Raw genomic sequence first — 24295 nt, forward strand, 5'->3', positions numbered from 1 at the left:
GCTCGCCGGGCGGCAGAACCTGGCGCGTGAATGGGCCGAATCGGCCCAACTCACGGCGCGGCAACCTGCCTCCACAGGTCGCCCGGCGAGGACAATTCCGCCGGGCCTGCATGCACTGCTGCGCCTGACAGCACCCGGCGCAGCCTCTGTTGATGAATACACCAACCAGTGCAACATGTTACTGGTACACCTATAATTTATCTTATCACTTATCACTTATCACTTATCACTTATCACTTATCACTTATCACTTATCACTTATCACTTATCACTTATCACTTATCACTTATCACTTATCCTTATCTCTATCTCTTATCTGTTATCTCTACCGTCTAAGCATCTAACTTCTAATTTCTAATCCATAGTCTCTAGATCCCAGTCCCTAACCCCCAATCCCTGCAATTCCGATCTGTTTTTCAACAGCCCATCCACTTAAAATTAAAAAAGCAACGGAGCTACCGGTCATCGGAGCATATCCCCGAACCGTGCATGGTTCCGTTGCCAATGGATCGATTCCTCAACCCTTGCATATCACCGCTCGAAAACAGCGGATCGGCGTGCCGTACATGTCAGACCAGATGGCATCGTCCGGTTCCTCGACATTCAGCTTGTCTTCAATGGTTAATCCGGTGACCGCCATGATTGTCTCCAGCAGATCAGGGCGCATTTCGGGTACATCGAAGGTAGCGATCAACTGCCCGTTTGGCTTCAGCACCCTGGCGAATTCACGAAACGCTCGCAGCATTGTGCCCGTATCCAGATGCTCCAATACAGAGATACAGAACACCCGATCAAACTTGCCCGACTCATACGGAAGCTGGGCGAGATTGGCTTTTGCACGGTTCAATCGGACAAGACTCGAAGCCGGCAGATTCTGAGCGGCCTGCTCACCAAAATCTGCAGCAATATCCAACTTGATCGCCTCTTCAGACAAAATACGTTCATCCCAGTCACAGGCGTGAACCTCGCGGCAGTGTTCGGCAAGCCAGAATTTGAACGGATGAGAGATGCCGCAGGCTGCATCAAGAACCACGTCGTCTGGACGTGCAAATCGCCGGGCCCATTCATATTCGTAGGGACGGCTCCACCATGCCGGATGCAGGGGGAAGACCAATGTGTCCGTTTTAGGGTCACTTTGCCTAATGTATCTTGATTCCATGAATTCCGGTGCCTTGGGCGTATCCATCATCCCCGAATTCCCTCCTTTAATCCTGTCTCTGCCAAAAAAGATTCCAACACCGTGCTCCACCGGCTCCGCCACCTGGCAAGATCATAGGACAGTGCAGTCTCGCGCGCATAGATTCCCAGTCGTTCCCGCTCGGCCCGATCCTGTACGAGACGTACCAGTGCGGCGGTTAGTTCCTGTTCGCCAGGAGGTACCAATATCCCGTTAAAACCATCCTGAATCAGATCATTCAATCCGCCAACATTGGAGGCAATCACTGGAAGTCCACAGCTCATCGCTTCCAGACAGGCATAGGAGGTACCTTCCGAGAAAACGGTTGGAATTACCGCGATATCTGCCTGATGGTAGGCCCCCCGAATATCCCGGAAATCATACGTGCGCTGGTTAATTCGCTCCGCATGTGGATGGGTACGATGCCAGTAACGAAAGGCTCTCCCGACCGTACTGCCTTCCACCAGTTCCCCGGCAAATTCAATCTCCAGATCCGGGAAAGCTCCCAATAGCTTATCTGCTGCCAGCATCATGGGAATAATGCCCCGTTCCATGCTGATTCGGCGCGGATATATAATGCGAATTGGACGAGGAGAGGTCACACGGGCATCCACCGTTTCCTTTTCAACCTGTCCCTGAATCGGACCATTAATCGGGTACGCGGCATCTGCTGTTATTCCAATATCCGTAGCCCAATCGGTTGTAACATCTCCATTAGCCTTACCGTTGTTCACTCCCTCGCCACTCGTTCTTTCCCTGCCATCTGTAGTCTGTATCCCTGATATAACTGCACCAGCATCCTCCTCATGACTCGCCAGATCAGTCTTCCATGCGGCAAGCCATTCGTCTTCCTGTTCCTGTTCGAAGGTTCGCGTTGGCGGGGCAGGTGTGAAATAGGACGTATCCACTGCATTGGGAATCAGGACGACCTGCCTTGGATCGGTATAGGTGCATGCGGCCCGGCAAAAGGTCTGGAAATGGGAATCCACGGATACAATGCGCACGAGTCCATCCAAGGCTAGTTGAATATGTTCTGCCACTTGTTGTTTGGTCTCCAGAGGCAGTCCGGGACGATCCCAGTTAATGCCGTGACAGATACCAAGACTACCCGGCTTGTAGGTGATGGGTTGCCACAGACAGCTGGCATAGATCACTGGGCCGCGCGCCGCTGCTGCCATTCGATCAAAGGCTTCCGGTACATTATCCATGTCGTACGAATAACCGAATACGTCAATCTGCTCCGTCCGAGTCTGGAATGCTTCAAAATAGGACAGTTGATGAACCTCGGGAATATGTCCGAGTCCACGGATGACACTGCACAGATCCAGAATATATCGCTCCAGCCCACCGCCAAATACCCGGCCGAATTCCCGGTTGTACCCATCGGTGAAGCTATGCGTCAGAATACTCACCACGCCCATCTCACGGTCCCTCCTTCCAGGGAATCAGCCGAGGTTCCGGATCAAGAATTGACTCGTAGTGTGCAAGATTGCCCCACTCACCGCTAGGATCAATGCGCTTGTAACGCAAATATTTACGAACGCGGTCCTCCAGACTGCCTGCCCAGCCGAGATGCTGAACCTTCAGTTCGGTGCTCACCCCAGGCAATACGGTGCAGGACAAGGGAAGACGGGGAACATGATGATTCTGTTGTGGATAAAAATAAGGATATCCAGGCATATATCGTACAAGTGAAGCGGTATGCCGCTTGTGCAGACACCAGAGATCATCTTCACGATAATGGGTCCGGCCACCCCACATATCGTAGAAACGGAATGCAAACCAGTCCGCATACTCCTGATTAATCAGCGTGCGTATGGCTTTCTTGGCCTCTGTGCTGTACAGCTCATCCGCATCAACTGAGAGTAACCAGTCAGGGTGTGTGCCTGCCGCTGCTTGCCACAACGTGTTGCGTAATCGCCATTCCTCGGCGAACAGCGGTTTCTCCAACACCTCCAGACGGACCACCTTCGGATAGGCTTTGCATAGATCAGGGGTTCCGTCTGTGCTGGCATCGTCCACAATCACGATCTCATCCACGAACTCGCTCAGGTCCTGCAATACTTCTTCAAGGTATCGGCCACGTTCATTGCGAACCTGGAGCATCGCGGTTAGTTTGTTGCCTGTGCTTTTGCGAACCCGACGGATGGAGAAAGGCTCTTTGAATACACTCGTTTCCTCTTCTGTTGCAGAAGTATCCTGTTCTCCCTGACCTTGTGGACCGCCCCAGTGATGTACTTGGCTTCGGATGTTCTGCGCTGGTTGTGCAGGATCTGGCGGGTGATCGTCATCTCTCGATCCGTCTGTATGTGTCAGATCTACTGTTACCGTTGGCGTGTAAGTGGTTTCGGTTCGGATATCCCTATGCACCATTGGCCCATTCAACTGTTGTCTTCGCTTCTTCGGGTCCAGCATCATGGCACCTCCCCAAGCAATTGCTGTACAGCATGATCCAACAACTCCAGCTCGACAATCCGGGCGAGCGCATCTTCATCCTCCAGTGCCGTTTCGAGAAAATGCCTGACTGCCCCGTGTCTGTCTCCTCGCAGAGCCAGCGCACTTCCGGATAATTGCTGATAATCCCGGCGACTGGCATCATCCTGAATATCGGCTGCATGCACCAGTGCCAATGCCTCTTCCACGCGACCTGTCTCCTGATAAATGCGGAATTGCCAATGTCTTGCGGTTTCTCCGCCAAGTTCGTCCAGGATGCGCAGCGCGGTTCCATAATCATCGTTAATACGCAGTAATTCCGCTCGTACAAGTTGATCTTCTCCTGCCTCAAGCCAGCGACATAGCTGTTCATAATGATGTCGTTCCTGTTCGTCGGATGCACTAATCCCGTACACCAGCAGGGCGTCCTCTAACTTGCCGGCCCGGGCATGAATGGCAGACAGGAAGCGATAGTGGGAGACGACACAATCACTGCGACCATTCATGACTGCATGGGTGAATGCCTCTTGTAACGAATGGATGGCCCGAGGGTCTTCAAGCAAGTACTCATAAGCTGCCAGCAAAAAGGATATGGTCTCATGTGCCCCAGCTTTGGCTCGAAGCTGGCGATAGAAGTCGGCACGTACACTGCATTGAAGCAGGGTGACACTATCCGGCGTCCCTGACAGGATCTGCCGCAGCGCATGCAGGAAGAACAGCTCGTAGTCCCGGAGAGGGACTTCGAGATCATCCTTTTGCATCGTACCCGCGGGTGAAGGATCTTCGCCTCCCAGCCAGATGGCGCGTACGCCTTGGAACAACAGCTTCATATATCGTGTTTCGGAGGATGTACCTACCAGATCGGCAATTCCCACCAGTTTGGAAATACTGCTCTCCCATAGCGGCGAATCTGCTTCGTTTCCAGCAGGCTCGGGGAGCAAGACGATACATAGCTCAGGCTCCATCGAGGCAGCTGTCATCAGCCAATAGGGATGGGTAACGACCGCAACGGTGCGTGGCTCCAGTAGCAGCTGCTCGGCTTCAGGTAGGGAGATCACGTTGATCACCGCAGGTACGTCCTCTGTTTGCGTCAGGCTGCTGACATAGTAGACCTCTCCCTCGATGGACAGCAGTGCAGCAATATCCGGGTAGGGAAAGGATGACCAGCCTCCTTTGCGAGGGAATAGCACATATCGGACAGGGGGCTGGGCCGTACTGGTCTTATCGGGGCTGGCTTCGGAGTCTTTACCTGGTAACGGCGCAGTTTTTTCCATGAATTGATCACCTCACCTTGACTGTAATATGGAGCGTCATTCTCGCATCATGTGCTTCATGCTTTCACTTCATATGTAAAGCCCTCACGACACTTCGCATGATATGCCTGAGACTAACATATGGGCATTCCGTCCCAAACATGAGTATCTTCCATCAATACATGAAGTTGGCAAGCCATTATAGAGCTTTCCTAAGCTTCAATCCTCCATTTTCGGCTTCGTTCCACGTTCCCGGTGCTGAAAAAAAGATGTTTGAATTCGCACTACAATAGGCTGATTTTTATCTTTTGTGTGACCAGGATCACTTTTTTTTGCTCTAAACACGTAGATTGTGATAATTCTCACATGTATAAAATAGGTAATCTGGCACAATACGTTCATCAACGTATTTGGCGGACAGACAGCGAAGGTGCAGCTTCAATGCCAAATACGCATACTGCGAAGTGAACAGAAAGAAGGGGTAACGGTATGGATCCGATTATGTTATCGCGTATCCAATATGCACTTACAACGATTTTCCATTTCTTCTTTGTCCCGCTATCCATCGGTCTTGTACTGTTGGTTGCGATTATGGAGACGTTGTACGTTGTTAAGGGGAAGGAAATCTACAAAACGATGGCCAAGTTCTGGGGAAAGCTGTTCCTGATTAACTTTGCCGTTGGGGTTGTCACAGGTATTCTACAAGAATTCCAGTTCGGTATGAACTGGTCAGAGTACTCCCGATTTGTCGGGGATGTGTTCGGTGCGCCACTGGCTATTGAAGCTTTATTGGCGTTTTTTATGGAGTCTACATTTATTGGATTGTGGATATTTGGGTGGGATCGTTTGTCCAAAAAAGTGCATCTGGCCTGTATCTGGCTGGTGTTCGTTGGTACATTCCTGTCCGCGCTGTGGATTCTGGCAGCCAATTCATTTATGCAGCATCCTGTCGGGTTTGAGATTAACAACGGCCGAGCCGAGATGAATGATTTCTTTGCACTGATCACGAATGGTCAGCTTCTCGTCGAGTTCCCGCATACCATCTTTGGGGCATTGATGACAGGGGCCTTCGTTGTCACCGGGATCAGTGCTTACAAATTGATGAAGAAGCAGGATGTAGAGATCTTCCGCAAATCGTTTAATATTGCGATCATCATTGGACTCGTTTCTTCATTAGGTGTGGCTTTCTCGGGGCACTTTCAGGCGCAATATCTGGTGGAGACACAGCCGATGAAGATGGCAGCCAGTGAAGGCACATGGACGACAACGGAAGATCCGGCACCATGGACGGTGGTCGCTTTTATTGATCCGGAGAAACAGGAGAATACAGGGGAGATCAAAGTCCCCGGATTGCTCAGTTACCTGTCCTACAGTAAATTCTCCGGCAGTGTCAAAGGCATGAAGGAGCTTCAGGCCGAGTATGAACAGACGTATGGACCGGGAGACTATATTCCGCCAGTACGGACAACGTTCTGGAGTTTCCGCATCATGATTGCAGCGGGTGGTCTGATGATTGTACTGGCGTTATACGGAACGTTCCTGGCCATGCGCAAGAAGCTGGAGGTCGCTGGAAAGTGGTTTATGCGTCTGATGGTATTTGCCATATCCTTGCCGTTTATCGCCAATACGTCAGGTTGGATCATGACTGAGGTTGGAAGGCAACCATGGACGGTATTTGGCTATATGACCACCGAAGCTGGGGTCTCGCCGAACGTATCCGCAGGCATGATTTTGTTCTCAACCATCGCTTTTACCGCCGCGTATACGGTTCTCGGAATCGTGATGGTATACCTGTTCGTACGTGAGATCAAAGCAGGACCGTTTGCGGTCGAGAAGCCGGAAGATCACGATGAATCGGCCGACCCGTTCGGCGTGGATGGAGGTTATTCCGTTGTCACTAAGTGAGTTGTGGTTTTTGCTGATTGCCGTATTGTTTGTGGGATTCTTCTTTTTGGAAGGTTTTGATTTTGGTGTGGGGATGTCTACAGGTATTATTGCCAAAACGGAACGTGAACGCCGGACCCTGATCAACTCGATCGGTCCGTTCTGGGACGGTAATGAAGTATGGCTGATTACAGCAGGGGGCGCAATGTTTGCCGCCTTCCCGCACTGGTATGCTACGATGTTCAGTGGCTTCTACCTGCCGCTTGTGGTCGTATTACTCGCCTTGATTGGTCGCGGGGTTGCCTTCGAATTCCGCAGTAAGATGAAACAGCAGCGCTGGCGCAAAACATGGGATATCATCATTGTGGTATCCAGCGCGCTCCTGCCTTTCCTGTTCGGCGTAGTCTTTGCTACGTTCATGAAGGGTCTGCCTATTGATGGGGAGATGCAGTTGCGTGCAGGATTCTTCGATATTGTTAATCCGTACACCGTGATTGGTGGCTTGAGTGTAACCCTGCTGTGTCTGGTTCATGGATTGCTGTTTGCCTCACTTCGAACAGTCGGTGAACTCCGAGAGCGTGCCTTGAATACAGCGCAAAAATTGATGCTGCCACTGGCTGCACTGCTCGCTGTTTATGCATTAATGACGTATTTTATGACCGATGTATTCACCGTACGGGGCTGGGCCCTTTGGATCATGGTTGTATTTGGCGCAGTCGCGCTTGCACTTGCGGCTTACTTCGTGCGTCAGAAGCGTGAAGGCTGGGCTTTTGGTATGACTGGAGCAGTGATTGCAATTGCCTTTGCCTCGGTCTTTATCGGACTGTTCCCAAGAGTGATGGTGAGTTCCTTTGGGGCGGCATATGACCTGACTGTATACAATGCAGCATCTGGTGCGTATTCATTGAAGGTCATGACCATTGTAGCTTGCACATTGCTGCCGTTTGTTCTTGGCTATCAGATCTGGAGTTATTATATCTTCCGCAAACGCCTGAACGAGCAGCACCACCTGGAGTACTGATATGGGACGGGGGCTGCTGAAGCTGCCGGGCATCCGGCCAGTACTCGCTCTGGCATCAGCGCTGGTGCTGCTACAGGCGATGACGATCATCATGCAAGCCAAATGGCTGGCACAGGCCATCACGGTATTGTTTGAAGGTTCATCCGTAACGGAGCAGTATCCTGTACTGCTGCTGTTCCTGGCTGCTTTTGCCGCCCGCTACGCTCTATCCTTCTGGTTACAGCTCGTGACATCACGATATGCGGAGAGGACAGGGACTGATCTGCGCAGACAGATGGTGGAGCAGTGGTTCAGGCTTGGACCGCGTTATGCCAAGACGGAGGGCACAGGCCATCTGGTTACACTGGCACGTGAGGGAACAGCTCAATACAAGACGTATCTGGAACTATTCATTCCTCGCATGCTGGGCATGGGGTTCACCCCCATCATCATTATGCTGTATGTGTTCAAGCTGGATCTGATGTCCGGGGTTATTCTGATGCTGACACTCCCAATCCTGATCGTGTTCATGATTCTGATTGGTCTTGCAGCTCAGCGCAAGATTGACGGACAATTCCGATCCTACAAAGCGCTCGCTAACCATTTTGTGGATACCCTGCGGGGGCTGGAGACGCTGAAAACATTGGGACAAAGTAAAACACACGAAGGGTCGATTGTGCGGGTCAGTCAGCGGTATCGGAAGGCGACGATGTCTACTCTGCGCATGGCTTTTCTTTCTTCGTTTGCACTCGATTTCTTCACCATGCTGTCCGTTGCTTCGGTGGCGGTTGGTCTGGGATTACGCCTGACGGAGGGACATATGCTGCTCGGCCCTGCACTGACGGTACTGATTCTGGCACCCGAATATTTCCTGCCTGTACGTATGCTCGGCGCCGATTATCATGCCACATTGGACGGTAAGGAAGCCGGAGCGGCCATTAGTCAGGTAATCGAACGAGGTAGAGCCGCTGAACAGAAACAGAAGGAAGCCTATGCTAATGTTGTTGCGCACCCGGATACGGCAGAGGACGAAGCTGGATCTATACCATCATTGTCTGCGGGTAAGAGGAAAGCAAACGTTTCGACCATACGCGTCGTGTTGAGAGATAAAACGGCTGCGGGGCATCTTGCTCCTGATCCTGCTTCTGTTTCTGCTACTCCTGAACATGTTTCTTCTTCTTCCGCGGTGAACTCATGGAATGAGAATAGCAGATTGGCACTAACGGATGTACAGGTACAGCATGATGATGAAGGTCCTTATTCGTTAAAAGATGTTACCTTCCAGATCACAGGTCTTGGCAAAATCGGTATTATTGGCGCCAGCGGAGCAGGCAAGTCCACGTTAATTGATGTATTGGCTGGATTTCAGCTGCCTACTTCAGGCCAGGTATTAGCCAACGGGCAGCCGGTGACACCGGATATGCTTGAATCCTGGCGAAGACAGACGGCAGCGATCCCGCAGCATCCGTATATCTTTAGTGGAAGTCTGGCCGATAACGTTCGTTTCTACATGCCGGAGGCTTCGGATGCAGAAGTAGCCAAAGCAGTTAGCGCTGCCGGATTAACCAAGCTTCTGGACTCATTATCTGGTGGCTTGCATGAGCTCATTGGGGCTGGCGGTCGACAGCTCAGTGGTGGGCAGGAGCAACGGGTGGCACTGGCAAGAGCTTTGCTGAGTAAACGAAACATCCTGCTGCTCGATGAACCGACAGCACATCTGGATGTGGAAACAGAGTATGAGCTGAAACAGACGATGCTTCCGCTGTTTGATGGCAAACTTGTATTTTTGGCTACCCATCGTCTACACTGGATGCCGCATATGGATCGAATTATTGTCATGGATGGCGGCACGGTGGCGGAGACAGGAACGCATCAGGAACTGCTGGCAAGGCAAGGTGTATATTATCAGATGATTCAGGCCCAGATGGAGGCGATATAACATGAAGTCCGGATATGAACATATGGAGACTGTCCGTAACGGCAAAGAAAAAAATAGCTGGATTGATCCGTATGTGGCACAGTACCGTTGGAGATTCATCGCAGTCATTGCGCTAGGCACTTGTGCTGCACTGTGTGCGGTACTGCTGCTGTTTACCTCCGGATTTTTGATCTCCAAGTCTGCGCTGCGTCCTGAAAATATTCTGATGGTATATGTCCCTATTGTTGGTGTACGTGCATTTGGGATATTCCGCGCTGTCTTTCGATATATCGAACGATTGGCAGGACATGATGCCGTACTGCGTGTGTTGGCCGATCAGCGGGTGAAGTTATATCGCATTCTGGAGCCGCAGGCGCTATTCCTGCGTTCTCGTATGCAGACCGGAGATGTGCTCGGAGCACTCGCCGATGATGTGGAGCGGCTGCAGGATATCTATCTTCGTACCGTCTTTCCTGCTGTTACTGCGCTTGTGATGTACGGCGGGGCTGTGATTGCTTTTGGCAGTGTGGATCTGGGATTCGCGCTGTGGATGGGCCTGTATATGTTATTTCTCGTTGCCGCGCTACCTGCGATTTCCCTGAAAGTGACGTGGAAATGGCGTGTGCGGCTGAAAAAGGAAAATAGCAGGTTGTATACCCGTCTGACTGACGGTGTGCTTGGACTGGGAGACTGGCTTGCAAGTGGACGAGCAGCTGAATTTGTTCAGCAACAGGAAGAGGCGGAAGAACAGGTCGACACGGTTCGCCGCAAGTTGCGGCGCTGGACACGCTGGCGTGATCTGATGGCCCAGTGTATCATTGGTTTAATGGTCATATCGGTTACAGTATGGGCTGGGAACGCCGCTTCGGTCGGGCAATTACCTGCCGTGATGATCGCTGCTTTTGTGCTGGTGTTATTTCCGCTTACGGAATCACTTTTGCCAGTAGGGGATGCTGTGGAGCACCTTCCACACTACCGGGAATCGCTGGAACGGTTGAAACAGTTGGAAGGAGAATCGGATCTGTCGGTGCAGAGTGGAGTGGGTGATGTTGTTGGAACGGGTGACTCGGACAGACGAATTCGTCTTCGCATTCCGCCCAAACTAAGAGCAGATATCGAGATCAATCGTGTTAGTTATCGCTATGCACCGGATGATCCTTACGCTGTGCAGAATATCTCCCTTCATTTGCCGCAAGGCAAACGATTAGCTATCCTTGGGCGAAGTGGTGGCGGTAAATCTACCTTGTTGAAGCTGATTCAGGGAGCCTTACTTCCGTCTGCGGGGAAAGTTCTGATCAATGATCTGCCTGTGCAGACTCTGGGCGAAAGTGTGCCTGATGTCATCGCGGTGCTGAACCAGAGTCCACACCTGTTCGATACCACGGTAGCCAATAATTTACGGATTGGTCGTCCACATGCAACGGATGAGGAGATCAGGCATGTAGCTGAGCAAGTCGGTTTATCCGGTCTGATCGAAACTTTGCCGCAGGGATACGATACGCCGATGCTGGAGACAGGTCTGCGTTTCTCCGGCGGGGAAAGACAACGAATTGCACTTGCCCGAGTCCTGCTCCGGGAGACACCTGTTGTGATATTTGATGAACCAACCGTGGGGCTTGATCCCGTGACGGAACGTGAACTGATGCGCACCATATTGGACAGCTTGCAAGGCAAAACGATGATCTGGGTCACCCATCACCTAATTGGTGCGGAACAGATGGACGAACTTATTTTTATGGAAAATGGACAGATTGCCATGCAGGGTTCTCACGAACAACTGCTGGCTGGGGAAGAGCGATACCGCCGTCTCATTGAACTTGATCAGCCGGGATGGACGGGGCGGCAGCAACAAGAACAACCGTTGCCGCCGGTAGCCTCGAGATAAGTGTGAGCCTGTGAGGGCCTGCGGCTCAAGACGTGTGGATGTTGCATACCAGCCCAGATGATTGAGCTGAACTGAACCTATATATGAATTATCAATTTAGCGAATAACACCGAATAAGTGCGGAATGAGCACTTAACCATATAAGCATAAAAAATAGACGAGCCAAGAAATCTTGGACTCGTCTATTTTTACATTCCGATATGACCGCTTTCGTAGCGGATACTTACATCTCTACTAACATCAAGATAATGGAGGAAAGGCACAGACAAGTGCTGACGAGATAGAGCACAGCAACAACCTGTTTGTGATTCAATCCGGCACGCAGCAACCGATAATGGGCTTGACTCGCATCAGCCTGGTAGATTGCTTTACCTTGAATGAAGCGTTTGATCACGACAAAGATATTGTCGAAGATCGGTACACCAAGCGCGAGAATTGGAATGAAGATGGACAACATGGTCGCTTGTTTGAATGCACCATCCAGAGCGATAACCGCCAGAATGAAGCCAAGGAACGTTGCGCCTGCATCACCCATGAACACTTTGGCAGGAGCTTTGTTGTACTTCAGATAACCGATCGTCACACCGACAAGAATGATCGACATGAGTGCGGAATCACTTTGACCTTTGGCAAGGGCCACAATGAACAAAGTAATCGCCGAGATGGCCGATAGTCCGCCGGCTAGTCCGTCCATGCCGTCCGAGAAGTTGATGACGGTTGTCACCCCAAAGATCCATAGGATCGTGAGAATGAATTGCAGCCAGATCGGAAGCATGACATATTCCGCGTTGAAGGGATTCACGAATCCGGTGAACGCTATGCCTGAAGCGAATACGAGCACTGCTGCAGAGACTTGTACGAGCATCTTGGGCAAGGCAGGAAAATCTTTGCCTTTCGTTTTGTACCAGTCGTCGACGGTACCAATCGTGAGCAGAAGCATACCACCAGCGACCAGAGCCGCTGTTTCCCAAGTGATTTCTTTGGTCAAAGCAATGTATGTCAGGAAAAATCCAGTAAATATCGCGTAACTCGCCGTGAGCGGGATCGGTTGCCTGTGCAGCTTACGCTCCACATCCTCCCGAGGCTTGTCCACAAAATCGAGCCGGTGAGCCAGTCGACCAAGCGGCGGAATAAGCAAAACCACGACAGCAAAAGACACTATAAAAGCCAGTATGTATACCATAAACTCGCTTGTTTCACTCCCATCTACCCATTTCCCCTTATTATACGAGTTAAACAGGAAATCTGTCGATGTCATTATTGTAACCAGACGTATGCAAAAGTGAGCAAAAGTTCAGGTTTTATCGTATTTGAGGAAGATAGGAGTCGAAATAATGATTTACAGTTTCTGCATGATAGCCATCATCACCTTGCCAGGTTGCTGCAAAGACAAAATCACCGGAACCCCCTTTGCCTTTCCTCGGTTTGTCCCCAGGAACCAGTATGCCGGCTGCCGCCCAGATTTCCAGCAGGGCATCCCGTTCCTGTTTGCTGGAAGGCAAGAGATCTTTCCACTTTTTCTCGAGTGAACGAGCACTGTCTTTAGGGTCTTCCGTCTGAGCTGCTTCAAGCAGATTGACAAGGATCGCTTGATCTTCAGGGGTAACTTCATATCTTGTATCGCTGTCCTGTAGCAGTAATTCCAGATCCATCAGGCAGTAGAGTAACCAACCATGACGTACGCCGCCCCACTTGATTCGTTCAAAATTCAGGACGTTCAAGTCGACATTGAAATATTCTTTGTCTGACTGCAAGCGCAGGTAATTACAATCCCCGCAGGCACTGGTGTTAGGGTGAAGGGCAGGGCGTTCCGCATAGGTATGCAGAGGCATGTTCGATGTTAAAGCCCAGCTGGATAATGCGCTGCGCAGATAGACTTTTTTGGTGGACAGACTATGTAAAAAGGCCGTAATTACCCGCTCCTTGAGCGAGCTATCCTGATGCATGTCGTATAGACGCTGAACTATCTCGTCATGCGTGATCGTGAGTGGGTCGAACATAACCCCTTTGCTTTTGGCATACTCAAATTCATCCCCAGAGAAGGGTGCGGAAGTTGTTTTCCAACCGCCACCTCCCCAGAATGTGCTCAGCAGTATCTTTGCCGCTTTCTTGTCCATATGGTTAGCCTCCTTTATGGATATACCATCATGATAAATGTGGTTCTTCAATCGATCCCAGACCTGCTTACTTTACTGTGCGTATTCCTCGGTTGTATTCAGAATCATCTCGACGAGGCCTGGGAAACGAACGTTTAGCTCTTCCTTTCGTAGGGAATAAAAGTGCTGTTTACCTTCAATGCGCGGCTGGATCACGCCAGCTTCACGTAAAATTTTGATGTGATGGGACAACGTGGATTTGGAAATATGGTCTACTTCGAAGGCGGAACAGTTTTTCTCGCCAGAGCTGGCCAGACAGTGTGCAATTTTCATGCGGATCGGATCACCGAGTGCGTTGCAGACCGTGGTCAGCTTTAATTCCGAAGCCATAGGTATCGTTGGAGTTCTCATATCTATGACGTTAGCATATTCGGCTTTCTCTTTCAATGTTTGAAAAAAATCGAACTATAGAAGTTGAACTGTAACTATTACACTTGTTTACTCCGATTGCAGTACCATCTTTCGATCGCTCTTATCCCCAGATTTTCTTTATTCCCTTGGTCCAAGGGAAAAATCCGGTGATAAATGCGCACGCTTCGCTTCTTCAGATTGGTTCTGCACTCTCCGTTTTAGTGTAAAAGTCGGTCTCAACTTATATATTTCTTGCGGGCAGTATAGGAAGTGTGATACATTTCTTTTCAGTTAGTTCGAAAATATTCGAACTGAAAGATTGGAAATCGGCTTTTTATTCTAGGAGGAATATAAATGAGTACTACAAATACCACTACAATGTTGAACAACTATTTCCGTTTATTTGATGCTTCACGTACAGACGTGCGCGCCATGGAAGATTTGTTGTCCCTGTTTACACCGGACGCAGAGATTGTGCTTAACGGCACCAGCCGAACAGGGTTCGATGGTTTTATGAAGGCTTTCTATGAGTACAATAAGGACGTAAAACATATGTGGGACGCGTGGGTGCAACAGCCTGACGGCAGCTATCAAACCAACTGGGCGGTATGCGGACAAGCGGCAGACGGCACGGTATATGCCAAAGCAGGCATTGACATCGCGCGTGTGAATGAGGCAGGTCAGATCGTGTATCTGGAGAATGTACAGGCTGATCAGGATGCATTCAGCAAGTATAATCAGTAATTAAAATCTGGGGATTTCAGTTTGAAGAATGAAAATTCAGAAATATGAATCACTAAAATGATACCCAACTTTAGCTCCACAGTTTCCTCGCTGTGGGCTTTTTTCTCTAGCATTTTTAGTTCATTAAAAGGCATGAGGACGAGGGATTCACCACTCTAATCGCACAGTTTCTACAGGGAAATGGATGTACTAACACACTGTACATGAAAATATGTACCTGAAAAACTGTGCATGAAATAGACCGTCCCGCATGTCCTAAACATGGCGGGACGGTCCTCAAGAACGTGCATAAAAACATAATCGTTAGAGTCCAATGTAAATAGTCTAATGTTAATTTGATCCGGATGTAGCTAAGGAGTTGGTGACTCGCTGTGTAGTAGCGAGGTCTGGCAATTCTAACGAACAGGAGAGGTGTTGCATGGAAACGATGTTCTTTCAATGTAACGAACCTGAGACGCGCTATTGGAGGGTATTTCGCAAAATCAAAATTCTAACGAATCACAGACACGTTAATGCTCAACATATGAGGTTCTAGAGTAGTTTTGCGCCCATGTAAGCTGATATAAGGTGTCTCAGATTCGTTAGATTTTGAAAACACGCTAAAAGCTGCAAATAAGACGTTTACGATTCGTTAGCTGCTCCGTGTTCAACGTTTTGACTCTCCAACGTGTAACATTCAGGCTTTTAACTCCGCTCCATCCTCAAACGCTCCAAATCTCCAATCCCAACCCAACCCCCAGACCTAACCCAACAATCAAACCCCAATCCTCAAAACCTAAAACGCCCCATTCTCCGGTTATCTTCACGCCTTTCCTACCCTTGCATCGTCTTGTTCTGAAAAGCAGCGATATCTGCATACTCTTCTTCAAACTTACGGGAGATGCGGATGAAGATCGGCAGCAGTTCCCGGTAGACGCGGACACTTTCCGGATCAGGCTGGTGCCGGTGTGTTGATCCGATCATGCCGGATACGGCACTCAGAGAATCGATGCGACCCAGGGCGTACAAGCCCAGTACGGCTGCGCCGAGGCAGGAGCTTTCAATACTTTCGGGGATGATGACATCCTGGTCGAAAATATCAGCCATCATTTGCCGCCACAACTCGGAGCGGGCGAAGCCGCCTGTGGCCTGGATTTTTTTCGGACGACCGATCTTTTCTTCAATCGCCAACATAACCGTGTACAGGTTGAACAATACACCTTCGAGCGCTGCGCGAATCATATGTTCCTTCTTATGATGCAGCGTCAGACCGAAGAACGAGCCACGTGCATTCGGATTCCAGAGCGGAGCCCGCTCACCTGTCATGTACGGATGGAACAAGAGCCCTTCCGAACCCGGAGGTACATTTTCGGCGACACGAGTGAGCACTTCATACGGATCAATGCCAAGTCGTTTCGCGGTCTCTACCTCGGAAGCCGCAAACTCGTCCCGAATCCAGCGGAAAATAACACCGCCATTGTTCACTGGTCCGCCAATGACCCATGCATCCTCGGTGAGTGCGTAACAGAAGAAACGTCCTTTCGGATCGGTCACCGGTTTGTCCACGACCGTACGAATCGCTCCACTAGTACCGATGGTCACGGCTACAACGCCTGGATCAATGGCGTTCACGCCCAGATTGGAGAGCACGCCATCACTTGCCCCGATAACAAACGGTGTGGTGAACGCAATGCCCATCTCCTTGGCGTACTCCGGGTGCAATCCATGTTTGAGCACGTGAGTGGTTGGAACCAATCGGGACAGGTGTTCGGGGGTAATGCCCGCCACATGCAGCGCTTCTGCATCCCAGTCGAGTTTCTCCAGATTCATGAGACCGGTGGCGGAGGCCATCGAGTAATCAATGACGTATTCGGAAAATAATTTATAGAAGACATATTCTTTCATCGATATGAATTTGTGCGTCTGCTGGAACAGTTCCGGTTGTTCCCGGGTGAGCCACATAATCTTGGTGAGTGGGGACATCGGATGAATCGGTGTACCTGTTCTCAGATAGATTTCGTGACCATTCATCTCCGATTTGAGTACTTCGGTCCACTCGGCACTGCGATTATCTGCCCATGTCATGGCTCGCATCAGCGGTGTGCCGTGTTGATCGACAGGCAGAATGCTGTGCATGGCTGAGCTGAACGAGACAAATAGGATCTCGTCCGGCTTAACTCCTGCTTTGGTGGTCGCCTGTTTGACCGATTCAATGACTGCTTTGAAAATATCTTCCGCATCCTGCTCCGCAATCGCAGGTGTGGGGGTGTGCAGCGGATAATCGGCACTGCCTTGAGCCACAATGGTGCCGTTCTGTTCGAACAAAACGGCCTTTGTGGAGGTCGTGCCGATATCTACGCCGATCATATAGGGTGAAGAAGCCATTATGTCATCCCTCTTTCTTAAATATATAAGTGAAAGAATGCTGTTACACGTTAACACTTCGGGTACAGAAAGCCTTCCGATCGCCGTTATCCCCAAATTTCTTTGATCCCCTCTTCAAAGGGAGAAATTTGGTTATAAATGCGAACATTACATTTCTTCAGGCCCTTTCTGTCCCCTTCGCGCACGTGGCGCTATTCATCCAACTTATATGGCATCTGTTATTTCTACTATAGATAAGAATATCAGACTTGAGGGATGGATCAAAATGGATCAGACCACGCTATGCTTTTACAATCTTCAATCCTTCACCGCTCCTGCGGCAATATCCGAAATAAACTGACGGCTGATGAACAGGAACATGACAATCAGCGGAATGACGGCAAGCAACGTACCTGCGATTACCATCGCGTAGTCGGTGTTATACAGCCCGTTTAATTGAGACAATGCAATCTGCAGCGTGTATTTGCGTTCATCCGTCAGGACGATCAAAGGCCACAGATAATCATTCCATACCCCGATAAAGGTGAACGCGCCGAGGAAAGCAAAGGCAGGTCGCAGAATCGGCAGTGCCACGTTCCAATACAGTCGGAAAAAATTACAGCCGTCGATTCGTCCTGCATCGAGCAGATCGTTCGGAATCGACTCTGTCGCGTACTGACGAATCCAGAAAATGCCGAAAGCATTAACCATGCCTGGAATAATGAGGGCTTTGAATGAACCGACCCAGCCAAACGTAGCCATGAGTACAAAGGAAGGCACCAGTGACAGTTGAGAAGGTACCATCATGGTCGCGAGCAGCAGGATGAAGAGCCACTTTTTGCCGGGAAATTCAAACTTCGCAAACGCAAACCCCGCCAGTGAGTCAAAAAAAAGTACAAGAATGGTCACAAGGCCCGACACAAACAACGTATTCAGAAAGGCGCCCCAAAAATCAATCTGCTGTAACACTCGCGTAATATTATTCCACAATTCGCCCCCGAACCAGAGCTGCGGTGGAAACTTGTAGATATCGGACGTTGTCCGGGTGGACATTACAATCAGCCAATAGAACGGGAACATGGATATGAGCATGCCCCCGATAAGACCGGTATACAACACCAGCGATTTGAGGTGTTTGGTCGCCATGTGCGCTCCCCCTTATCACATCAGGATGATTTGCCTTGAACAAGCTTCCAGTTCACAATCGAGAACAGGGCGATAATGAGGAACATACCCCAGCCAACAGCAGCACCGTATCCGAAATAATTGTTAATGAAGGATTCACGGTAGAGGTAGAGTACAATCGTCATGCCTGCCGCACCAGCTCCGCCATCATTGCCTACCAATACTTGTGGCTCGGTGAACAGCTGCATCCCGCCAATTGTTGATGTAATGACTGTGAACAGGATGACCGGACGCAGCATCGGGATTGTGATCCGGAAAAAGGACTGTATCGCGGATGCCCCGTCAATCTTGGCTGCTTCGTATAGAGTCTGCGGGATACTCTGTAGCCCGGCCAGATAGATAACGGCGTTATATCCGGTCCAGCGCCAGACGACCATGGAGGAGATCGCAACTTTGATGCCCCATGGTGCATTCAGCCACTCCACAACCGGTAGCCCGACCGACTGCAACAGATAGTTGAGAAAGCCGTAGTTGTTGGCAAACAAGGCACCGAAGATAATGGCTACCGCCACAATGGACGTGACGTTCGGCAGGAAATAACCGACCCGAAACAGGGTGCGGAACTTCACAAATGGTGCATGTAATAGAAAGGCAATAATCAGTGCGAAGAAGAGCATCGGAATCGTTGAGTAGATCCAGATCATGAACGTGTTGCCTACGGCTTGCCAGAACTCGGCATCGGTCAGCATGTATTTGAAATTGTTAAACCCGTTGTACGTCATAACACCGATGCCATCCCATTTATGAAAAGCCAGATAGAGCGAGAACCCAATCGGGAATAGGCCAAATACGGCAAATAGAATATAAAACGGCGATATCGCAACATAGAGTGCACGATGCTCCCACATTCTGGACCAGAGTGACTTCTGCCGATCCAGATCAGGTCTGGTATTGCCAGGATCGGGCGTAAGACGAGGTTCAGTTACAGCCATATGAAATCCTCCTTTGCGAATAACGAGACCACATGAAACCAGGACCAGTAATCAGGATAACGTTGTAATCTTTTACTCACCGCTGCAATTCCCGCTCGACGCGGTGTACCGTATCCGTCCATACCTGCTGTGTATTGGCATTTTGCTTCGCGATATCATTCAGCCTTCGCGTAATAATGTTGTGTACAGAGGGGTATCTTTCACCAAAAAAAGCATCCGGCACTTGCTGTGCCGATTCGGCAAATACAGGACCGGTCGCCTGCCCACCGAAGAAGGGTTCCTTCTCTTTCATGGCAGGGTCGTCAAATACACCTGGTGCAGAAGGGAACAGGTTCAATGTCTGATACTGCTCCAACTGATTCTCGGGGCTTTGCAGCCAGCGGACCAGTTCGAAGGCTTCCTGAGGATGTTCACTCGATTTCAGGATGGACAGGAATGATCCTCCGTTATTGCCATCTCCCCCTGGCGCCCGGGCAACCCGCCATTTCCCGGATGTATCCGGAGCGGCTTCCTGAAGCACTTGCTTCATCCAGACAGCACCCACGAACGAGGCAATCTCACCATTATTCATCGCTGCGTTCCAGCCCGGAGTCCAGCCGTCTGCGTTGGCAAGTAGGCCCTTCTCCTTGAAAGCAATGGATGTATCCCAGCTTGTTCGTACCAGAGCAGAATCCATGCCGATGAATGATCCATCCGGACGGAAATAACGTTCAGCTCCTTGCGATAACACTTGGTTGTAAACGCTTCCAATGTTATCGGTCAGAAATACCTTGCCTCCGAATTTTTCCTTAATTTTCTCTCCGGCAGCAGCATAAGCATCCCAGCTGTTAATCTGACGTGTAACGTCTTCAGGATCAGATGGTAATCCGGCTTCCTTGAACAGATCTTCTCGGTAGAAGAGAGCGGTCGGTCCTGTATCCATCGGGAACCCGATCATCTGTCCACTCGGCGTAACGCCTTGCTTCCATTTCCACGGCAGATACTGGTCTTCAATATCTCCAGCACCGAGATCATACAGATTATAGAAACGGTCCTCACTGGGGAAGAGCTCCATAATCCAGTCGTTCAATGCCACAATGTCTGGTTCACCTGAGCGTGCAGCGAGTGTTGTTTTGAGTTTTGCCTTGAAATCACCGCCGATTTTCTGAGCTGTCAGTTCGATATTGGGGAACTTTTCTTTAGCCCTGGCAATCAACTTATCATCAATGGAACGGTTCCAGTACCATAATGTAAGCGTTACCTTTTTGTTGTTCGCTGAATCGTCCTGTCCGGGCCAGATGGAGCATCCGCTTATGAGCAGGACGCAGACCATCAGTATGGCTGTCCAGCATGTTCTTTTCCGGCGGATCATGTGCATAACCCCCTCATCATTAAGTTCGAGGCATGAAGTGCTTTGGACTACAACATTAGTGTATGAGCAGTTTATAAACTCATACCCATTATTCCTGAGATGAAACACATATTTGTGACGATTGCGTAACATAAATTGGGTAGTTACTTTAAAAATAAAAGTTACTTGACACATTATAATTTTTATTCTAAACTAACTTACATAAAGTAACTAATGATGATGAGAATAATATAGATACGTACTACATGACATCCAAGTGATCCAAATTCACTTTCGATGCGAATCAATCAACAACATATAAGATGGCCTAAACAGGAGGAACGACAATGATCAATTCACATATTATTCAACTGCTTGCCCCTAAAATCCAGACTTTTCCGAGTGGAAAAGAGTTTATATACCTTGTGGGACCGATTAAGCTTCCGGTTAATCTCGATGGGGAAACCAAGACATTCCAGTGGTACAGCTGGATGAAATCGGACAAAGCGATGGAGAGCGGCGAGTTAATTGAATCCCTTGCTGGTGCTGAACTGGCAGAGCGTCAACAATCCAGTGTTCTGGTGTATGGTGACTTTGCCGAAGCACAAGAAGCGCTAATTCGGATGCATAGCATCTGTCATACAGGCGATATTTTCGGCAGTAAACGCTGTGATTGCGGCTTCCAATTGGAACAGTCCATGAAAATGATCGCCGCGCATGGAGCAGGTGCGCTGTTCTATCTTGCGAACCATGAGGGACGTGGCATCGGTCTGTTCAGCAAAGCGATGGCGTACATCTTGCAAGAAGAAGGTCTGGATACCGTAGATGCAAACTTGCAGCTCGGGTTCACGGACGATGCTCGTAATTATGACGATGCGATTGCTGTGTTACGTGCGCTTCGTTCTGCACCCGTTACATTGATCACCAACAATCCACGGAAGCTGGCTGCCTTGCAGGAAGCGGGATTGAATGTGGGCGGACGTGTTCCGCTGTGGGGAGATCGCTCTGCTTTCAACGAGAAATATCTGCAAACGAAAGTGAACCGTTCAGGTCACTTGGCAGAAAGTGATGGATGGGCTGGGGCAGAGACGATGCTTCCGCATGCGCAGGCTTAATCATTCTATATAGACGTATTCAATGAAGCTGATTAGCCGTTGTTGTACTCTCTGCTATGGAGAAGTATACAGCGGCTTTTTTTGCATGGATGACAGGTTAGCAATCCGCTTTTCATGATTCACGAATGTCTTGCCGTTCTCACAGTACGGAATATACAATATAGTCATCTGATGAATGCGGGAGGAACGAAGGTGCCATTTGAGGGACAACGTATATTGCCGGCTGCAAAGAGCATGAAGCAGTTTGAAGCGATGATTGAAGGCCCTTATACCTACGGGGTAATGCTTGAAACTCATATTGCACAGCTTCAGAGTGTGATGGACGAAGCGCGCCGGTACGACAAAAAAATACTTTTGCATGCAGATCTGGTACAGGGATTGAAAAATGATGAGTATGCGGCAGAGTATCTGTGTCAGCACATTCGCCCGGCAGGACTGATCTCTACACGAGCGAGTGTTATCCAGAAGGCCAAGCAAAAGGGTGTTACAGCGATTCAACGTATTTTTCTGCTGGACACTCATGCATTGGAGAAAAGTTATCTCTTGCTGGCCAAAACCCAACCGGATTATATTGAAGTACTACCTGGCGTAATTCCGCATATTATTGCGGAGGTATCTGTGCGTACCGGTATCCCTATTATTGCAGGAGGGTTGATTCGAACACCGGAAGAGGTTGAACTTGCGCTTGGCGTCGGGGCTACGGCAGTGACCACATCCAATGCAGATCTGATCCGACACTTTGAGAAATCGCTTACACTGTAAAAAGAACCCACAACAGGAGGTTATCTGTATGGAAAAGTATATATTGGCTCTGGATCAGGGAACGACCAGCTCCCGAGCTATTCTGTTTAATCGGGGCGGGGAGATTGTGCACATTGCACAGCAGGAATTCCCGCAGTATTTCCCCAAACCGGGCTGGGTAGAACAGAATGCCAACGAAATCTGGAGTTCCATTCTTGCCGTGATGGCTTCATGTCTGGCAGAGAGCGGAATTAAACCCGTTCAGATTGCCGGAATTGGAATTACGAATCAGCGGGAGACCGTTGTGGTATGGGACAAAGAAACAGGCAGACCCATCTATAATGCAGTCGTATGGCAGTCCAGACAGACTGCAGATATCTGTGAAGAATTGAAGATGCAAGGTCTCGGGGACCTTTTCCGCCGCAAAACAGGATTACTGATCGACCCCTACTTCTCAGGAACGAAGGTGAAATGGATCCTGGATCATGTCCCTGGTGCCCGGGAGCGGGCAGAGAAAGGGGAATTGCTGTTTGGCACAATTGATAGCTGGCTGATCTGGAAACTGAGCGGGGGTACACACGTCACGGATATATCCAATGCCTCGCGTACCTTGATGTACAACATCTATGATCTGCAATGGGATGATGAATTGTTGGGTATTCTCAACATCCCTAAGGCCATGCTGCCGGAGGTAAGAGGTTCATCCGAGGTGTATGCACACACGACCGAGTATCATTTCTTCGGTCATCGGATTCCGATTGCGGGAGCGGCAGGAGATCAGCAGGCGGCGATGTTTGGTCAGGGCTGTTACACCAAGGGCAGCATGAAAAATACATATGGTACCGGTTGTTTCATGCTCATGAATACGGGGGAGGACCCGGTACAATCGGATCACGGACTAATTACGACTATTGCCTGGGGGATGAATGGCAAGGTTGAATATGCGCTTGAAGGCAGTATTTTTGTTGCAGGTTCAGCGGTTCAGTGGCTGCGTGACGGATTAAGAATGCTTCGCTCTTCCAAGGATAGTGAGGATTACGCTTCACGTGTACCTTCGACAGACGGCGTTTACATGGTACCTGCATTTGTGGGACTGGGCAGTCCGTATTGGGATAGTGAGGTTAAGGGTGCGGTGTTTGGCCTGACCCGAGGTACGACGAAGGAACACTTTATCCGTGCTACGCTGGAGGCGTTGGCGTATCAGACCAAAGATGTACTGGAGGCCATGGAATCCGACTCCGGTATTCCCGTGCATGCTCTGCGTGTGGATGGAGGAGCGGCAGCGAATGATTTCCTGATGCAATTCCAGAGTGATATTCTCGGCATTCCTGTTGAACGCCCAACGGTGAATGAAACGACGGCACTCGGTGCGGCTTATCTGGCAGGACTTGCGGTTGGATATTGGACGAGTGCGGATGAGTTGGCCAATCATGAGAATACGGAGCGTGTCTTCCGTCCAGTTATGGCTGAGGAACAACGGACCGAACTGTATGCAGGCTGGAAGCGTGCGGTGAATGCAGCGATGGCCTTCAAATAAAAATAATGAAATAAAAGAAATGCAATGCAATGAACTTTCCTCGGTGTGGGTATTTGTACTTTTTCGCTAAACTTATGTTATAAATGATATTTACTGGTGGAAATTAATGCACAATTTACAGGGTAATTCTTCCTGGAGAAGCAAAACCATATATCCACTATAAGGAAGAAAATAAGTTTAGTGGATTCATTTGAAATTCCATCCTTTGGCAGAACAACTTTTTGAATTTTTTTTGAATAATGTGTCAAAACAGGACTTCACGCCGTCAAAAATCTGTGATAGGATAAAGGCACAAGTTAAAAATGATGTCT

General features: G+C 49.6%; 20 protein-coding genes. 9 read left to right on the top strand and 11 right to left on the bottom strand.

Going from position 1 to position 24295, the window contains the following annotated elements; all coding sequences use genetic code 11:
* On the top strand, positions 1-196 hold a 196-nt coding region (locus MHH93_RS23880; RefSeq protein WP_500056053.1), incomplete at its 5' end, for a hypothetical protein.
* A 321-nt stretch (positions 197-517) separates the two neighbouring features.
* Here MHH93_RS23880 and MHH93_RS23885 read toward each other — a convergent pair.
* From MHH93_RS23885 to MHH93_RS23900, 4 genes are read right to left on the bottom strand one after another with little or no spacing between them, the layout of a single operon-like run.
* The gene (locus MHH93_RS23885) at positions 518-1189 is read right to left on the bottom strand and encodes a class I SAM-dependent methyltransferase (RefSeq protein WP_500056054.1); all 672 of its coding nucleotides are present in this window, start codon (positions 1187-1189) and stop codon (positions 518-520) included.
* Complete coding sequence (locus MHH93_RS23890; RefSeq protein WP_500056055.1) at positions 1186-2598, bottom strand: glycosyltransferase family 4 protein; 1413 nt, start codon at positions 2596-2598, stop codon at positions 1186-1188. The genes MHH93_RS23885 and MHH93_RS23890 overlap by 4 nt, the downstream gene beginning before the upstream one ends.
* A gap of 1 nt (position 2599) precedes the next feature.
* Complete coding sequence (locus MHH93_RS23895) at positions 2600-3595, bottom strand: glycosyltransferase (protein ID WP_500056056.1); 996 nt, start codon at positions 3593-3595, stop codon at positions 2600-2602.
* A complete protein-coding gene (locus tag MHH93_RS23900; RefSeq protein WP_500056057.1) occupies positions 3592-4884 on the bottom strand; it encodes a tetratricopeptide repeat protein in 1293 nt (430 codons plus the stop codon). Before MHH93_RS23900 ends, MHH93_RS23895 begins: the two co-directional genes overlap by 4 nt.
* Before the next feature lie 468 nt (positions 4885-5352).
* Between MHH93_RS23900 and MHH93_RS23905 the strand changes: the two genes are divergently transcribed.
* Genes MHH93_RS23905 through cydC form a run of 4 tightly spaced genes read left to right on the top strand, consistent with a single transcriptional unit; the run spans position 5353 to position 11550 of the window.
* Positions 5353-6768, top strand: coding sequence for a cytochrome ubiquinol oxidase subunit I (locus MHH93_RS23905; protein ID WP_500056058.1), 1416 nt, complete (start codon positions 5353-5355; stop codon positions 6766-6768).
* Positions 6713-7768: a cytochrome d ubiquinol oxidase subunit II gene (cydB, locus tag MHH93_RS23910; protein WP_500056059.1), complete on the top strand. Its 1056-nt coding sequence runs from the start codon at positions 6713-6715 to the stop codon at positions 7766-7768. Before MHH93_RS23905 ends, cydB begins: the two co-directional genes overlap by 56 nt.
* Before the next feature lies 1 nt (position 7769).
* Positions 7770-9686, top strand: coding sequence for a thiol reductant ABC exporter subunit CydD (cydD, locus tag MHH93_RS23915; RefSeq protein WP_500056060.1), 1917 nt, complete (start codon positions 7770-7772; stop codon positions 9684-9686).
* A gap of 1 nt (position 9687) precedes the next feature.
* Complete coding sequence (gene cydC / locus MHH93_RS23920; protein ID WP_500056061.1) at positions 9688-11550, top strand: thiol reductant ABC exporter subunit CydC; 1863 nt, start codon at positions 9688-9690, stop codon at positions 11548-11550.
* A gap of 223 nt (positions 11551-11773) precedes the next feature.
* Here the strand turns inward: cydC and MHH93_RS23925 are convergent, their stop codons facing one another.
* The 3 genes from MHH93_RS23925 to MHH93_RS23935 all read right to left on the bottom strand — a co-directional run bounded on the left by MHH93_RS23925 (position 11774) and on the right by MHH93_RS23935 (position 14036).
* Complete coding sequence (locus MHH93_RS23925; RefSeq protein ID WP_145325010.1) at positions 11774-12733, bottom strand: MraY family glycosyltransferase; 960 nt, start codon at positions 12731-12733, stop codon at positions 11774-11776.
* 118 nt (positions 12734-12851) lie between these two features.
* Positions 12852-13667 (bottom strand): hypothetical protein, encoded by an 816-nt coding sequence (locus tag MHH93_RS23930; protein WP_500056062.1) that lies wholly within the window; start codon positions 13665-13667, stop codon positions 12852-12854.
* Between the two features lie 72 nt (positions 13668-13739).
* Positions 13740-14036: an ArsR/SmtB family transcription factor gene (locus tag MHH93_RS23935; RefSeq protein WP_458463707.1), complete on the bottom strand. Its 297-nt coding sequence runs from the start codon at positions 14034-14036 to the stop codon at positions 13740-13742.
* Between the two features lie 375 nt (positions 14037-14411).
* On the opposite strand from MHH93_RS23935, the gene MHH93_RS23940 reads away from it, so the two are divergent.
* Positions 14412-14801, top strand: a complete 390-nt coding sequence (locus MHH93_RS23940; protein WP_500056063.1) for a nuclear transport factor 2 family protein — start codon at positions 14412-14414, stop codon at positions 14799-14801.
* A gap of 813 nt (positions 14802-15614) precedes the next feature.
* On the opposite strand, the gene gntK is transcribed toward MHH93_RS23940, so the two are convergent.
* The 4 genes from gntK to MHH93_RS23960 form a co-directional block, all read right to left on the bottom strand.
* A complete protein-coding gene (gene gntK, locus MHH93_RS23945; RefSeq protein WP_500056064.1) occupies positions 15615-17165 on the bottom strand; it encodes a gluconokinase in 1551 nt (516 codons plus the stop codon).
* Between the two features lie 297 nt (positions 17166-17462).
* On the bottom strand, positions 17463-18290 hold the full coding sequence (locus MHH93_RS23950) for a carbohydrate ABC transporter permease (RefSeq protein ID WP_036612996.1): 828 nt from the start codon (positions 18288-18290) through the stop codon (positions 17463-17465).
* 20 nt (positions 18291-18310) lie between these two features.
* Entirely contained in the window at positions 18311-19177 is an 867-nt protein-coding gene (locus MHH93_RS23955; protein ID WP_091013252.1) for a carbohydrate ABC transporter permease, read from the bottom strand.
* Positions 19178-19337: 160 nt separating this feature from the next.
* Entirely contained in the window at positions 19338-20612 is a 1275-nt protein-coding gene (locus MHH93_RS23960; RefSeq protein ID WP_500056065.1) for an ABC transporter substrate-binding protein, read from the bottom strand.
* 326 nt (positions 20613-20938) lie between these two features.
* On the opposite strand from MHH93_RS23960, the gene MHH93_RS23965 reads away from it, so the two are divergent.
* The 3 genes from MHH93_RS23965 to glpK all read left to right on the top strand — a co-directional run bounded on the left by MHH93_RS23965 (position 20939) and on the right by glpK (position 23984).
* Positions 20939-21706, top strand: a complete 768-nt coding sequence (locus MHH93_RS23965; protein WP_500056066.1) for a GTP cyclohydrolase II — start codon at positions 20939-20941, stop codon at positions 21704-21706.
* Positions 21707-21898: 192 nt separating this feature from the next.
* On the top strand, positions 21899-22468 hold the full coding sequence (locus tag MHH93_RS23970; RefSeq protein WP_500056067.1) for a glycerol-3-phosphate responsive antiterminator: 570 nt from the start codon (positions 21899-21901) through the stop codon (positions 22466-22468).
* Positions 22469-22496: 28 nt separating this feature from the next.
* Positions 22497-23984, top strand: coding sequence for a glycerol kinase GlpK (gene glpK, locus MHH93_RS23975; protein ID WP_500056068.1), 1488 nt, complete (start codon positions 22497-22499; stop codon positions 23982-23984).
* Positions 23985-24295: the final 311 nt, after the last annotated feature.

Origin of the sequence: Priestia sp. FSL H7-0729, assembly GCF_038005685.1 — a bacterium.
Taxonomy (GTDB): Bacteria; Bacillota; Bacilli; order Paenibacillales; family Paenibacillaceae; genus Paenibacillus.